Annotated in this window: 12 protein-coding genes; 5 read left to right on the top strand and 7 right to left on the bottom strand. The window is 63.0% G+C overall.

From position 1 onward, the window contains the following. Positions 1-2: 2 nt before the first annotated feature. The 6 genes from Q0D44_RS02745 to Q0D44_RS02720 all read right to left on the bottom strand — a co-directional run bounded on the left by Q0D44_RS02745 (position 3) and on the right by Q0D44_RS02720 (position 3638). Complete coding sequence (locus tag Q0D44_RS02745; protein ID WP_294133158.1) at positions 3-785, bottom strand: lysophospholipid acyltransferase family protein; 783 nt, start codon at positions 783-785, stop codon at positions 3-5. A 4-nt stretch (positions 786-789) separates the two neighbouring features. Continuing rightward, positions 790-1212: a Fur family transcriptional regulator gene (locus Q0D44_RS02740; protein ID WP_294132028.1), complete on the bottom strand. Its 423-nt coding sequence runs from the start codon at positions 1210-1212 to the stop codon at positions 790-792. Between the two features lie 122 nt (positions 1213-1334). Further along, a complete protein-coding gene (locus tag Q0D44_RS02735) occupies positions 1335-1763 on the bottom strand; it encodes a MucR family transcriptional regulator (RefSeq protein WP_294132025.1) in 429 nt (142 codons plus the stop codon). Between the two features lie 111 nt (positions 1764-1874). Next, positions 1875-2354: a ribosomal protein S18-alanine N-acetyltransferase gene (rimI, locus tag Q0D44_RS02730; RefSeq protein WP_294132016.1), complete on the bottom strand. Its 480-nt coding sequence runs from the start codon at positions 2352-2354 to the stop codon at positions 1875-1877. Then, the gene (gene tsaB / locus Q0D44_RS02725) at positions 2351-2980 is read right to left on the bottom strand and encodes a tRNA (adenosine(37)-N6)-threonylcarbamoyltransferase complex dimerization subunit type 1 TsaB (RefSeq protein ID WP_294132013.1); all 630 of its coding nucleotides are present in this window, start codon (positions 2978-2980) and stop codon (positions 2351-2353) included. Before tsaB ends, rimI begins: the two co-directional genes overlap by 4 nt. 82 nt (positions 2981-3062) lie before the next feature. Further along, entirely contained in the window at positions 3063-3638 is a 576-nt protein-coding gene (locus tag Q0D44_RS02720; RefSeq protein WP_217671959.1) for a NifU family protein, read from the bottom strand. A gap of 97 nt (positions 3639-3735) precedes the next feature. Between Q0D44_RS02720 and Q0D44_RS02715 the strand changes: the two genes are divergently transcribed. The 3 genes from Q0D44_RS02715 to Q0D44_RS02705 all read left to right on the top strand — a co-directional run bounded on the left by Q0D44_RS02715 (position 3736) and on the right by Q0D44_RS02705 (position 9049). Then, entirely contained in the window at positions 3736-4206 is a 471-nt protein-coding gene (locus Q0D44_RS02715) for a pyridoxamine 5'-phosphate oxidase family protein (RefSeq protein ID WP_294132002.1), read from the top strand. Between the two features lie 435 nt (positions 4207-4641). After that, entirely contained in the window at positions 4642-6024 is a 1383-nt protein-coding gene (locus tag Q0D44_RS02710; protein WP_294132000.1) for a DEAD/DEAH box helicase, read from the top strand. Between the two features lie 136 nt (positions 6025-6160). Further along, the gene (locus tag Q0D44_RS02705; RefSeq protein WP_294131998.1) at positions 6161-9049 is read left to right on the top strand and encodes a M16 family metallopeptidase; all 2889 of its coding nucleotides are present in this window, start codon (positions 6161-6163) and stop codon (positions 9047-9049) included. A 40-nt stretch (positions 9050-9089) separates the two neighbouring features. On the opposite strand, the gene Q0D44_RS02700 is transcribed toward Q0D44_RS02705, so the two are convergent. Beyond that, positions 9090-9692 (bottom strand): TetR/AcrR family transcriptional regulator, encoded by a 603-nt coding sequence (locus Q0D44_RS02700; protein WP_294131996.1) that lies wholly within the window; start codon positions 9690-9692, stop codon positions 9090-9092. A gap of 116 nt (positions 9693-9808) precedes the next feature. On the opposite strand from Q0D44_RS02700, the gene Q0D44_RS02695 reads away from it, so the two are divergent. Beyond that, positions 9809-10957: an efflux RND transporter periplasmic adaptor subunit gene (locus Q0D44_RS02695; protein ID WP_294131993.1), complete on the top strand. Its 1149-nt coding sequence runs from the start codon at positions 9809-9811 to the stop codon at positions 10955-10957. A gap of 3 nt (positions 10958-10960) precedes the next feature. Beyond that, positions 10961-14113: an efflux RND transporter permease subunit gene (locus Q0D44_RS02690; RefSeq protein WP_294131989.1), complete on the top strand. Its 3153-nt coding sequence runs from the start codon at positions 10961-10963 to the stop codon at positions 14111-14113. Positions 14114-14115: the final 2 nt, after the last annotated feature.

The raw sequence follows: 14115 nt of genomic DNA, 5'->3' as shown, positions 1-14115 counted from the left end.
AGCTATACAGGCGGCAGGGGGGTAGCGGAAGGCCGATGCTGCGATGCGGCGCTATCGGGCGCATTTTGCGCGATGCTGGCTGCTATTGCGTCCCGTGCGGTGGTGGCGATGACCTTGCGATCGGCGCAATCGGCAGGATCGAACGGCTCCAGAAAGCGCAGCGTCACGTCAAGCCGACCTTTGCGCCCCAAAATGCGCCAGGCGTTGGTCCCGGCCGGTTCGTCGCCATGCCAGGCGATGGCGGATGTGGCCGCGCCATAGTCGATATGCACCGGCTGAATCAGCACCGCGCGCGGCGGCGGCAGCAGCACGGCAAGCAGCGAAGGCTTGAACGGCAGCAGCCCGCTGCCGTCGCTGGTCGTGCCTTCGGGGAACAGCGCAACCGGTTGATGCCCCAGCATGGCGGCGCGCAGCGCGTCGATCTGCCCAGACAAGGCGCCGCGCCGTTCGCGGGCGACGAACAATGTATTGTTTTGCGCCGCCAGCCAGCCGACCACCGGCCAGCGGGCGATGCCGTCATGCGCGACAAAGGCTGCGCCGGTCGCGCCGCCCATGGCCAATATGTCGATCCAGCTGACATGATTGGCGAGCAGGAACATGTCGCCGTTATGCGGCTGCCCCGCGATCTTTACCCGCACACCCACTGCGCGCGCGGCCATGCCCAAAAAGCGACGCGGCCAGGGTGACCGGCGACGCAGGACGCGCCAGAGCAGATGGGGAAACAGGCACAGCAGCAGGCTGGCGATCAGCGCGGCTATGCGCGTCCAGCGACGGAGCAGCAGCAGCGCGTCAGTTCTTCCGGTCGAGGGAGACGCCGTATAACTCCATCCGATGATCGACCAGACGGAAGCCAAGCTTCTCTGCGATGATCTTCTGCAACTGCTCCAGTTCCGGGTCGACAAATTCGATGACGTTGCCGGTTTCGACATCGATCAGATGATCGTGATGCGATTCAGGCGCGGCTTCGTAACGGGCGCGACCGTCGCCGAAATCATGGCGCTCCAAAATGCCGGCCTCTTCAAACAGGCGCACGGTGCGATAGACGGTGGCGATCGAAATGCCAGGATCGATCGCGGCGGACCGCTTGTGCAATTCCTCGACATCGGGATGATCGGTCGCATCGCTCAGCACTTGGGCGATCACCCGGCGCTGTTCGGTGATGCGCAGCCCCTTTTCATGGCACAGGGCTTCGACGTCGATCTTGCGGTTCATGGAGTCTCGCTGGCTTTAGAGGTGCGGACAATGTTGGGAGCCTAGCGGCTTTTCCCGTCGCGTAAAGGGGCACATGGCGACATGTGCCCCCCGACGCAAGACCGTTCCGTCAGCCGGGCGGATTACTTCGCGGCGCTGCCCGCGCGGCGACGCTTGGTGCCAAGGCCAATCTTCTTGGCCAGCGAGCGACGCTGTTCGGCATAGTTGGGGGCGACCATCGGATAGTCGGCGGGCAGGCCCCACTTGGCGCGATAGTCGTCAGGCGTCATCTGATAATGGGTCATCAGGTGGCGCTTGAGCATCTTGAGTTTCTTGCCATCTTCCAGACAGATGATGAAATCCGGCTTGATCGACGAACGAACCGACACGGCAGGTTCGGGCTTTACGTCTGGCACGGTGATCGGTTCACTGAGGCCCGACAAGGCGGCATGGACATTCTGGATCAGAGCGGCGACATCAGAGACGGACACGCTGTTGTTGGAGACATGAGCGGCGACAATGTCGGACGTCAAAGTAATAAGCAGTTCGCTCTGGGCGGATTCGATTTCCATTGTCCTGTATCCTGTAAGGCTATTGTTGTGCGACCCGTCCTACGAGATTCATTTCAGGAGCGGTACATATCCGCTAGACCTTGCCGGACCTTTTCGCAAGAGCATATGGCGTCAAGCCAGCATGTCGAAGCGAAAACTCAGAGCATCATATAGTTGTCCATCATTACCGCGATAGTAACCGGGACGACGATGTACATATTCAAAGCCTGTTTTCTCATAGAGATGCACGGCAGTGTTGCTCGCGCGCACTTCCAGATTCATGGATGTGATGCCCCTACGGCGTGCTGTGCGCAAACTGTCGCGCAGCAAGGCGTCACCAATACCCCGTCCGCGCCAGGCCGGATCGACCGCCAGCAGCAGTAATTCGCATTCGTCCAGCACGGATCGCACCAGCGCAAAGCCCAGCGGCGCGGCGTCCACCCGCGCGATCGTCAGCCAGGTGCCGGGCATCATCATGACGCCGGCCAGTTGCGGCAAGGTCCACGCCTCGCCAAAGACCGGGTCGAAGGCGGGCTCCATCACCGTCATGGCGTCTGCCATCGCATTGCGCTCGCTCTGGTCATAGGTGTCGAGGACAAGGCCCGGCATCATGACGCGGCGCGCTCCGCCATGGTCTGCGCATCGGCACCCCGGCCATAGATAGGGGTCGGGGGCAGGGCGGGCAGGGCGGCGATCAGGCCGTAATCCGCCGCATCGGGATAGAGATTGACCGCTGCACCATGGCCGCGCGCCGTCACCAATGCTTCCGCGCCAGTGCCATAGAGGGTGGCGATCTCAAGCTGCGTCGCCAGCGTGGCGATAGCGGTAGAGGCGATCGGCGTGGTCGCGCTTTGCCCGTCGGCAGTGAAGCATTGCCAGAAAAGTTCGCCATGCCCGCCGGTGATGGTGACGGCGATCGGCCCGTTACTGGCATGGATTTGCGCGGCCTGCGCCGCGATCAGCGATGGTGCGCTATAGCCGTGGAGTGGCAGCCCCCAGGCCAGCGCCAGCGCGCGAGCGGCAGCGATGCCGATGCGGACGCCGGTGAAGCTGCCGGGACCGACATTGACGGCGATGGCGTCGGCGCGGCCGCCATCGGGCAGGGCGGCAATGGCGGGCAACAAAGCTTCGGCATGGCCGCGCCCGACAATCTCATGAAAGCGCGCGACCGGCACGCCTTCTTCCAGCAGCGCCACGGACAAAGCCTGTGTCGCGGTGTCAATCACCAGCAGGCGCAAACGATACTCCCCTCAAGTTGCCTCTTGCGGTTAGTCGATCCGTCGCGATTTGCCAAATGGTGGAAAGGGAAGGCCGCCCCGATCAGACCGCGCGGACTTCCGTGACTTCGGGGACATAATGTTTGAGCAGTTGCTCGATCCCGTTTTTCAGCGTCGCGCTGGAGGAAGGGCAGCCTGAACAGGCGCCCTGCAACTGGAGGAATACGGTGCCTTTGTCGAAGCCACGATAGATGATGTCGCCGCCATCATTGGCGACGGCAGGGCGGACGCGGGTGTCGATGAGGTCGCGGATTTGCGCGACGATCTCGGCATCTTCCGGGTCATCGCCAAAGGCATCGTCATCCAGAGGCACGGCTATGCCCGCGGCTGATCCCGGCGCGAACAGCGGCATGTTGGCGGAAAAATGTTCCAGCAGGATCGACAGCACGTCCGGCTTGACGTCGCGCCATTCCGATCCGGGGGCGATCGTCACCGAAATAAAGTCGCCGCCGAAAAACACGCCAGTCACATCGCCCAAGCCGAACAGCGCATCGGCCAATGGTGACGCTTCGGCTTCCTCCGGCGTCGCAAAGTCGCGGGTTCCATTGCCCATGACCGCCTGGCCGGGGAGGAATTTGATGGTCGCCGGATTGGGCGTGAGTTCGGTCTCGATCAGCATGGCCGCTATGTGGAGATGTGCGGGGGGAAGATCAAGCGTCTCGGGAACTTCGCTGCCGGCCGTCGATTATTCGCGATGACCCAGCAGGAGAGATATAATGGCGACGGAAAAAGATATTCGCGAACATTTCTGGAGCGATCTGAGCAAAAGCCCCTTCCTGATGGTGGGGCTGAATAATAGTCACGAGCATAGCCTGCCGATGACGGCGCAGCTTGATCCAGATGCTGATCATTGCTTCTGGTTCTATACCTCGCGCGACAATCGTCTGGCCCCCGGCGGCCCGGCCATGGCCCAGTTTGCGGCCAAGGATCACGGCCTGTTTGCCTGCATCAACGGCACATTGGTCGAAGAAACCGATCCGGCGGTGATCGACCGTTACTGGTCAAGCCAAGTCGAGGCCTGGTATGAGGGCGGTCGCAACGATCCCAATTTGCTGATGCTGCGCTTTGATCTTGGCACCGCGGAAATATGGCTGGCTGACCTGTCGATTGTCGGGGTGTTCAAGATGATGTTCGGTGGAGACGTCGCCAAGGAAATGCAGTCCAAGCACGCTGAAATCTCGCTCTAAGGGCGACTCTTTGAAAAATGCGCGAAAGGGCGCATTTTTGATCCGCACCGGCCCGCTACCCCACCCGACCACCCAGAATATACTGCCGTGGGGTAATCGGGTGGGGGAACGGGCCGGTGCGGCCGAATGTGCGAAAGCACATCCAAAAAGCAAGCGGCCGTGCCATTCCGCACGGCCGCTTGCTATTTGCCTGCATCTTCGCCATATGCGTTGCAGCGCAGCAGAGGGGCCATGACGGTTCCACAGCGATTGGCAGCGTGATCGTCCGCAACCTGGGGGGCTGGAACAGCCGCTCAAGGACCACGGACCGGCCAATGAGAGTCTGCGCCAAGCTTGAGGCTTCCCTTTTCACGCGGGTCGTTTCGTAACCCGCCTCGCGCCCTTCCTGCGTCCGCAGAGCAAGTTGGCGCCAAGGCCGACTTGTGAGTTTTCTAAATGCAATTCAATGACTTTGGTCTGGCTGAGCCGATCATGAAGGCGCTCGCCTCCAAAAATTATGTGACCCCGACGCCTATTCAGGAAAAGGCGATCCCCGTCCTGCTGGAAGGCAAGGATCTGTGCGGCATCGCCCAGACCGGCACCGGCAAGACCGCAGCCTTCGCGCTGCCCAGCCTCGATTATTTCGCGCGTAACCCCAGAGCGACGCCGATCAAGGGCTGCCGGATGCTGGTGCTGGCCCCGACCCGCGAACTCGCCGCGCAGATTGCGCAGAGCTTCCGCGACTATGGCCGCTTCCTGAAACTGTCGGTCGAAACTGTGTTCGGCGGCGTGCCGATCAACAAGCAGATCCGCGCGCTGGCGGGCGGCGTCGATGTCGTCGTTGCGACCCCTGGTCGCCTGCTCGACCTGATCGACCAGCGCGCGCTGACGATCAAGGATACCGAAATCTTCGTCCTCGACGAAGCGGACCAGATGATGGACATGGGCTTCATCCAGCCCTTGAAGCGCGTCGCTAAGATGCTGCCGGCCGATCGCCAGAACCTGTTTTTCTCGGCCACCATGCCCAAGGAAATCGAGGCGCTTGCCGCCCAGTTCCTGAACAATCCGGTCAAGGTCAGCGTCGCGCCGCAATCGACCACTGCCGAGCGCGTCCATCAGCGCGCGACCTTCGTCAATCAGGGTGAGAAGCAGGCGCTGCTCCACCTGATCCTGAAAAGCGAAGATATTGACCGGGCGCTCATTTTCACCCGCACCAAGCATGGCGCCGACCGCGTCGTGCGCTTCCTGGAAGGCGCGGGGATCGAGGCGTTTGCGATCCATGGCAACAAGAGCCAGGGCCAGCGCACCACCGCGCTCCAGGCTTTCCGTCAGGGCAAGGTGAAGCTGCTGGTCGCGACCGACATTGCCGCGCGCGGCATCGACGTGTCGGGCGTGTCGCACGTCATCAACTTTGAAATCCCCAACGTGGCCGAACAATATGTCCACCGCATTGGCCGCACCGCGCGCGCCGGAGCCGAAGGCATTGCCATCAGCTTCGTGGCGGACGATGAGCGGCCCTATCTGAAGGCCATTGAAAAGGCGACGCGGGTCAAGCTGGAAATGGAGCCGCTGCCGGAGAATTTCATGGAAGCGGTGCGTAACCTGCCCAAGCCGGCTGCCCCCAAGAAGGGACCGAGCCAGACGCCGCAACAGCAGGCACGTCGTGCCGATGGCCAGCGCAAATATCAGGACGGCCAGAAGCAGCAGCGCGGCACCCCCGACCGCGCCCATCGCCCCGACGCAGAGGGTGGCGAAAAGCGCCCCTTCCGCCGTCGCCGCAGTGGCGGTGCCGTTGGTGCGCATAAGGGTGCCGTTCAGCGCACCGGCGCGCCGCGCTAAACCAATCCGCCGTTCGTTTCGAGCGAAGTCGAGAAACGCATCTCGACACGCTCGAGGCGGACGGGCGTTTTGCGCGTCTCCCATGACCGTCTTTGTCAGTAGCCATTCAGGAAAATCCCGTTAGGCTCACCCGCCTATGAGATTTTCCCCACGGCGCACCGCCGCTTCGCTGACTGTCCTTGCCCTGTTGCTGTCGGGTTCGCCCGCGCCACTCGCTGCCCGGACCGATCCTGCTCCTGCCGTTGCGGGCGGCGCGCTTGCGCCGCAGGTGCGGCCGTGGCTGTATGAAAATAGCGATGTCCCCATCGACGCGGCGTGGCGCTTTGGCACGCTGTCCAACGGGTTGCGCTATGCGATCCGTCGCAATGGCGTGCCGCCGGGGCAGGTGTCGGTGCGGCTGCGGATCGATGCCGGATCGCTGATGGAGCGACCCGACGAGCAGGGTTACGCGCATTTCATGGAGCATCTGACCTTTCGCGGGTCACGCCATGTCCCCGATGGCGAATCCAAGCGTATCTGGCAGCGGCTGGGCGTGACCTTTGGCAGCGACAGCAATGCGCAGACGACGCCGACCGGCACCAGCTACGCGCTCGACCTGCCGCAGGCGACGCAGCAGACGCTGGGCGAGAGCCTGAAAATCCTGTCCGGCATGATGGCCGATCCCAATATCATCGACAGCGCGGTCAATGCCGAACGCGCGGTGGTGCTGGCCGAACGGCGCGAGGGCGACGGGCCGCAGATGCGGATTTCCGACATCAGCCGCCTGCATTTCTTCGCCGGGCAACCACTGGCAGACCATGCGCCAATCGGCACGGTCGCGACGCTCAATGCGGCAACGGCGGCCAAGATGACGGCGTTTCACCAGCGCTGGTATCGCCCGGAAAATGCGGTGATCGCGATTGCTGGGGATATCGACCCGGCGCTGGCCGAACAGTTGATCAAGGAGCAGTTTGGTGGCTGGTCGGTGCCGGGCAAGGGCGCGCCTTTGCCCGATTTCGGCACGCCCGATCCCAAATTGCCCGCTACCCGCGTTGCGGTGGAACCGGGGGTGCCGCTGGGCATGACGCTGGCGTGGCTGCGCCCGTGGAAGCCGCGCGCCGACACTATCCTGTACAATCAGGATAAGCTGACTGACATGCTGGCCTTGCAGATCATCAGCCGGCGGCTGGAGCAGGCTGCGCGCAGTGGCGGCAGCTTTCTGCAATCGAGCGTCGAGCAGCAGGATGTCAGCCGGTCGGTCGACGGCACGTTCATGACGATCATCCCGACCGGCGATAATTGGGAGAAAGCGCTGGCCGACGTGCGCGCCATTGTGGAGGACGCCAAGACCACGCCGCCCAGCCAGACCGAGATTGACCGCGAATATGCGCAGATGGACACGGCATTGGCGATCCAGGTCGAAAATGCCGATACGGAGGCTGGCGCCAAGCAGGCGAGCGACCTGATCAGCGCGGTCGATATTCGCGAAACCACGGTCAGCCCCGACGCGGCGCTCAGCATCTTCCGATCCGGCAAGGCCAGCATGACGCCTGCCAAGATCGTCGAATCGACGAACCGGCTGTTTTCCGCGGGCGTGTTCCGCACCCTGCTGGTGACGGGGAAGGCGCAGCCGGGGCTGGACGCGAAGCTGGCCGCTGCCGTCGCCGCGCCGGTCAAGGCCGCGACCAATGCGCGGCTGGCCGACAAGCTGGTGACGATGGCCGACCTGCCCAAATTGGGCGCGCCGGCGACCGTTTTGTCCCGCACGCCGATCGGCCTGCCGGGGATGGAGAGCATCACTTTCTCCAACGGGGTCAAGTTGACCCTGTTCGCCAATGATGCCGAGACCGAGAAGGTGCGGATCAATGTGCGGTTCGGCCATGGCCAGCAGGCTTTCTCTCCGGTCAAGCCGGTAGCGAGTTGGGCGGGCGACTATGCGCTGGTTGCCAGTGGCATCGGCACGCTGGGGCAGCGGGAACTGGATGATCTGACCAATGGTCGCCGCATGGGCATGGACTTTGCGACCGACGAGGATGCGTTCGAGTTGCAGGCGGTGACGCGTCCGGCGGACTATAAGGACCAGTTGCGCCTGTTCGCGACCAAGCTGGGCGCGCCCGGTTGGGACCCGGCACCGATCGCGCGGGTCAAGACCGGCGCGACCGTGGCTTATGACGCCATGACCCGGTCGCCCGATGCGGTATTGAGCCGTGACCTTAGCTGGTTGCTGCATGGCAAGGATGTGCGGTTCCGCACGCCCTCGCTGGCTGAAATCAATGCGCTGACGCCGCAGGCCTTCCGCGCGACATGGGAACCGATCCTGGCGTCGGGTCCGATCGAGGTGCAGATTTTCGGGCAGGTGAAGGCGGATGATGCGATCGCGGCGGTGGCTGCGACGCTAGGCGCGCTGCCGCCGCGTCCCGATACGCCGGTGCCAGCGGCCAACCGGGCGATGCGCTTTCCCGCCCATGTCGAAGCGCCGGTGGTGCTGCGGCACAAGGGGGACAAGGAACAGGCCGCTGCCGTCATGGCATGGCCGACATCGGGCGGCTTCACCCTGCAAAAGGAAGCCCGCCAGCTGGAGATACTGACGCAGATCTTCAACGATCGGCTGTTCGACCGGCTGCGATCGACCGAGGGGGCGGCCTATTCGCCCAGTGTCCAGAATAGCTGGCCTTTCTCCTATGAGAGTGGCGGCTATATATTGGTGACCAGTCAGGTGCGGCCCGACCGGATCGGCTATTTCTACGATGTGGTGAAATCGACCGCGGCTGATCTGGCCAAGACGCCGGTCAGTGATGATGAGTTGCAGCGCGCGGTCGCCCCGATGCGGCAGATGCTGATGCGGGCAGGGACGGGCAATGCCTTCTGGATGAACCAGATGGAGGGCGCGACCCATGATGCCCGCTATGTCGCAGCGATGCAGACCATGGCGCAGGATATGCTGACCGTCACCCCGGCGCAGTTGCAGGCGCTGGCCGCCCGCTATCTGGCCCCTGCAAAAAGCTGGTCGGCGATCGTCCTGCCCGAAGGGGTCACCGCGAAATAGCCGGGGCTGCACAAAAACGCGCGCTCGGTTGGCGCATGGCCTAGCCGATCGCGCGCAGCGCCGCGACGATCATCCGGGCGGACAGGCGGGCGGTGTCCGCCGCGCTCAGGCTAGGGCGCGACAGACTGCGATGGCCGAGGCCAAACATGCAGGCGAGGACAATTTCTTCTGCGCCGTCCAGCGCTTCGCCGGACAGGTCGGGATTGGCGGCGCAGGCAAAGTCGCGGATGTAGCGGCGAAAGCGCACACACATCGCGGCGATCGTGTCGCCGACCGGCCGATTACGGAAACTTTCGGCCATGATGTCGAAGGACAGGGCTTCGTCCTTTTCATCGACGATATGCAACAGCAATTGCTCGAACGTCTGTTCGATCGTCAGTTCGCCCGCGTTGAGCCGGGTGCGCAGCGCATCCATGTGCAGGTAGCGTTCGTCGGCATCGGCCTGGACAATGGCGGAGATGATATCCTCCTTGCCCTTGAACAGGCGATAGATCTGCCCGACCGAAACCTGTGCTGCTACAGCGAGTTCGGCCATGGAGGTTTGGTGAAAGCCGTGACTGTCGAACAGGTCGCGCGCAGCCTCCATAATCCGTTCCTTACCCGTCTTTTCGGACGCTGGCTGATCTTGCTGCACTGCGGTCATTTTTACCCCTCGGCCTTTTTTCTCTCTTGAATTAGTCTTTGCATGATCCTACCTGCCGCGCAAGCGGAATGAACGTTCATTCCTATCAGTATCCTATCAAAACGGAAATATGCGCGATGCAAAAGGGGAAGTTCATCGGATTGCTGGCCTGTGCGTCGGCATTGGCGCTCAGTGCCTGCGGGGACAGCCCGCCGCCCGCGCCGCCGCCGCCCGCCGTGGGCGTGGTGACGCTGGCGACAGGCTCCGCGCCGCTGCTCAATGAGCTGCCCGGCCGCATTGTTGCGGTGGAAACCGCAGAAGTCCGGCCACAAATCAGCGGCGTGATCCGTCGCCGCCTGTTTGCCGAGGGCAGCGTCGTGCGGGCCGGGCAACTGCTCTACGAGATTGAGGATGCCCCCTATCGCGCTGCCGTCGCGCAGGCGCAGGGATCGCTGGCGCGGGCCAATGCCGCGATCCGCTCCACCAGCTTGCAGGCGCAACGCTACAAGGAACTGGTCGGCATCAATGCAGTCAGCCGTCAAGAATATGACAATGCCGATGCCGCAGCCCAACAGGCGCGTGCCGATGTTGCAGCGCAGCGTGGCGCGGTGAAATCGGCGCAGGTGAACCAGAATTTCACCCGCATCCGCGCGCCCATTTCCGGCCGGATCGGTCGGTCTTTGTTCACGCCGGGCGCTCTGGTGCAGGCGGGGCAGGCGGACCCGCTGGCGACGATCCAGCGCACCGACACTGTCTATGTCGATGTCACCCAGTCCGCCGCGCAGATCATTGACCTCAAACAGGCGATGAAGAGCGGCGGGGTGAGCGGCGCGGATGGCGCGCGTGTCCAGCTGTTATTGCCCAATGGCAGCGCCTATCCGATCGAGGGTCGGCTGCAATTTTCCGAAGTGTCGGTCGATCCGACGTCGGGCGCGGTAACGCTGCGGGCGTCCTTCGCCAATCCCGACGGCCTGTTGCTGCCGGGCATGTATGTCCGTGCGAAAATGATCGAGGGCCAGCGGACCCAGGCCATCCTGGCACCGCAACAGGGCATCAGCCGCGACGCGCGTGGCCGCGCGACCGCCATGGTCGTGGGCAAGGATAATAAGGCGGAAATGCGCCAGGTGACCGTGGATCGTGCGGTTGGTGACAAGTGGATCGTCACAAGCGGCCTGAAGGCGGGCGACCGGCTGATCGTCGAAGGACTGGTCAATCTGCGCCCCGGCACGGTGGTCAAGCCCGGTGCGCCGCAGCAGGTTACCGCCTCCACGGGCGGGGCGCAGTAAATCATGGCCCGCTATTTTATCGACCGGCCCATCTTCGCATGGGTCATCGCCATCGTCATCATGCTGGCGGGGCTGCTCGCCATGCGGATGCTGCCCGTCGCGCAATTTCCTGAAATCGCGCCGCCCACCGTCAGCATCGGCACCAGCTATCCGGGCGCCAACGCCCAGACGCTGGAAAGCACAACGACCCAGATTATCGAGCAGCAGCTCAAGGGCATCGACAATCTGCGCTATTTTTCGTCGACCAGCGACAGCGCGGGCAATCTGACCATCACCCTGACGTTCGAGCAGGGCACTGACGCCGACATCGCGCAGGTGCAGGTCCAGAACAAGCTGTCTCAGGCCACGCCGCTGTTGCCGCAGGAAGTGCAGCAACAGGGGCTGCGCGTTACCAAATCAACCGCCAGTTTTCTGATGGTGATGGCGGTCTATGCCGATGACGGCATCCATGATCAGCAGGATGCAGGCGATTTCGTGGCGTCATCGCTGCAAGACCCGATCAGCCGTATCAGTGGTGTGGGCGATACCCAGTTGCTGGGTGCGCAATATGCGATGCGGGTGTGGCTGGACCCTTATAAGATGGCCAATCTGGGCGTCACCACCGGCGACGTAAAGGCCGCGATCCAGGCGCAAAATGCGCAGGTCTCGGCGGGTCAGGTCGGTGGCACGCCATCGCCCAAGGGCCAGGCGCTCAACGCCACCGTCACCGCCCAGTCGCGGTTGCGGACGCCTGAGGAATTTCGCGCCATCCGCCTGCGCAGCAACGGTGACGGTTCAGTCGTCCTGTTGTCCGACGTTGCGCGGGTTGAGCTGGGTTCGGAAAATTACAGCTTCGGCGCCAAGTTCAACGGCCATCCGGCCGCCGGTTTCGGCATCAAGCTGGCACCAGGTGCCAATGCACTGGATACCGTCACCAACGTGAAGGCGCAGATGGCTGCGCTGTCCAAGAATTTCCCGACCTGGGTCAAATATGACTTCCCGGTCGACAATTCGACCTTCGTGAAATTGTCGGTCGAACAGGTGATCCACACGCTGGTCGAAGCGGTGTTGCTGGTATTCGTCGTGATGTTCCTGTTCCTCCAGAACTGGCGTGCGACCCTGATCCCCACCATCGCCGTGCCGGTTGTGCTGCTGGGAACGCTGGCAATCCTGCATGTCGCGGGGTTCACCATCAACACGCTGACATTGTTCGGCATGGTGCTGGCGATCGGTCTGCTGGTCGACGATGCCATTGTTGTGGTGGAGAATGTCGAGCGGCTGATTCAGGACGAAGGGCTTAGTCCCAAGGAAGCCGCGAAAAAGTCGATGGACGAGATCAGCGGCGCGCTGATCGGCATCGGGCTTGTCCTGTCGGCGGTGTTCCTGCCGATGGCTTTCTTCGGTGGTTCGACCGGCGTTATCTTCCGCCAGTTTTCGATCACCATCGTCTCCTCAATGATCCTGTCGGTGCTGGTGGCGCTGGTCCTGACGCCCGCTTTGTGCGCCACGATCCTGAAGCCAGCCAAGCATGATCATGCCACGCAGAAGGGCTTTTTCGGCTGGTTCAACCGGACGTTCGACAAGGGCGTGGTGCGGTATGGGCAGGGTGTGGAGAAGGTCGAGCGGCGCTGGGGCCGGACCATGCTGGTCTTTGGCCTGGTCACGGTCGGCATGGCGGTCATCTTCCTGCGGCTGCCCAGCGGTTTCCTGCCCGAAGAGGATCAGGGGCGCATCATCAACCAGGTCTCGCTGCCATCGGGCGCGACGATCGAGGAGACCGAGCGGACGCTCGACCGGGTGCGCGACTATTATCTGAAGGACGAGTCCAAGAATGTCGCGGCGGTATTCACCATTTCCGGCTTCGGCTTCGTCGGGCAGGGGCAGAATGTCGGCATCGCCTTTGTGCGGATGAAGGATTGGAAGCTGCGCAAGGGGCATGACAATAGCGTCATGGCCGTGGCGCAGCGCGCCAACGCCGCCCTGCACAAAATCTCGTCCGCTATGGTGATCGCCTTCGTGCCGCCCGCCGTGCAGGAACTGGGCAATGCGTCGGGTTTCGACTTCCAGCTGCTGGATCAGGGCAATGTCGGCCATGAAAAGCTGCTGGAGGCGCGCAATCAGTTGCTCGGCATGGCTATGGCCGACAAGCGATTGGCGCAGGTGCGGCCCAATGGCCTGGAGGACAGCGCGCAATTGAAGCTGACCGTCGATCAGGCGGCGGCAGGCGCACTGGGCATTGCCCAGGCGGACGTCAACGACACGATCAGCACCAATCTGGGCAGCAGTTACGTCAATGATTTCATTGACCGCGACCGGGTGAAAAAGGTGTTCGTGCAGGCGGATGCACCGTTCCGCACGACGCCCGATTCCATCGGCGCGCTGCATGTCCGGGGCAGTAGCGGTGTCATGGCGCCATTGTCGGCCTTTGCCACGACGGAATGGACCCAGGGTCCGGCGCGGCTGGAACGGTTCAACGGCGTGCCGTCGATGAACATTCAGGGCGCGCCTGCACCGGGCGTTTCGAGCGGCGACGCGATGCAGGCGATGGAGGAATATGCCGCCAAATTGCCTGCTGGCATCGGCTATAGCTGGAACGGCATTTCCTATGAGGAACGCACGTCCGGCGGGCAGGCACCCTATGTCTATGCGCTGTCGATGCTGATCGTGTTCCTGTGCCTTGCTGCGCTCTACGAAAGCTGGTCGGTGCCGATCGCGGTGCTGCTGGTGGTGCCACTGGGCGTGCTGGGCGCGGTGATCGCGGCGACGCTGGCGGGGCTGAACAATGACATCTACCTCCAGGTCGGCCTGATCACCACGATCGGCGTGTCGGCGAAGAATGCGATCCTGATCGTGGAATTTGCCGAGGAGAAGATGCGCGAGGGCATGTCGCCCGCGGCGGCGGCGCTGGAAGCGGGCAAGCTGCGGTTGCGGCCGATCCTGATGACCAGCTTCGCCTTCATATTCGGCGTGCTGCCGCTGGCGGTATCGTCCGGGGCAGGGGCCGGTGGCCAGAATGCGATCGGCTGGGCCGTGGTCGGCGGGATGCTGTCGGCGACCGTGCTGGCCATCTTCTTCGTGCCGGTATTCTTCACCGTGGTGAAGCGGCTGTTCCGTGAACATAAGACCCATGATGCGGCCGATGAGCAGGCGAGCCCTGCTGCGCCGCAGGAGGCATAAGA

It is taken from the genome of Sphingobium sp., assembly GCA_023266575.1.
GTDB lineage: Bacteria > Pseudomonadota > Alphaproteobacteria > Sphingomonadales > Sphingomonadaceae > Sphingobium.
The sequence above is the reverse complement of the archived record's forward strand: the minus strand, read 5'-3'. Positions and strand labels throughout refer to the sequence as shown.

Bases quoted from the DNA above. Each gene is read 5' to 3' on its own strand.
- Q0D44_RS02700 (WP_294131996.1), bottom strand. From the start codon at position 9,692: ATGACCGCAGTGCAGCAAGATCAGCCAGCGTCCGAAAAGACGGGTAAG.
- Q0D44_RS02695 (WP_294131993.1), top strand. From the start codon at position 9,809: ATGCAAAAGGGGAAGTTCATCGGATTGCTGGCCTGTGCGTCGGCATTG.
- Q0D44_RS02705 (WP_294131998.1), top strand. From the start codon at position 6,161: ATGAGATTTTCCCCACGGCGCACCGCCGCTTCGCTGACTGTCCTTGCC.
- Q0D44_RS02720 (WP_217671959.1), bottom strand. From the start codon at position 3,638: ATGCTGATCGAGACCGAACTCACGCCCAATCCGGCGACCATCAAATTC.
- Q0D44_RS02710 (WP_294132000.1), top strand. From the start codon at position 4,642: ATGCAATTCAATGACTTTGGTCTGGCTGAGCCGATCATGAAGGCGCTC.
- Q0D44_RS02715 (WP_294132002.1), top strand. From the start codon at position 3,736: ATGGCGACGGAAAAAGATATTCGCGAACATTTCTGGAGCGATCTGAGC.
- rimI (WP_294132016.1), bottom strand. From the start codon at position 2,354: ATGATGCCGGGCCTTGTCCTCGACACCTATGACCAGAGCGAGCGCAAT.
- Q0D44_RS02735 (WP_294132025.1), bottom strand. From the start codon at position 1,763: ATGGAAATCGAATCCGCCCAGAGCGAACTGCTTATTACTTTGACGTCC.
- Q0D44_RS02690 (WP_294131989.1), top strand. From the start codon at position 10,961: ATGGCCCGCTATTTTATCGACCGGCCCATCTTCGCATGGGTCATCGCC.
- Q0D44_RS02740 (WP_294132028.1), bottom strand. From the start codon at position 1,212: ATGAACCGCAAGATCGACGTCGAAGCCCTGTGCCATGAAAAGGGGCTG.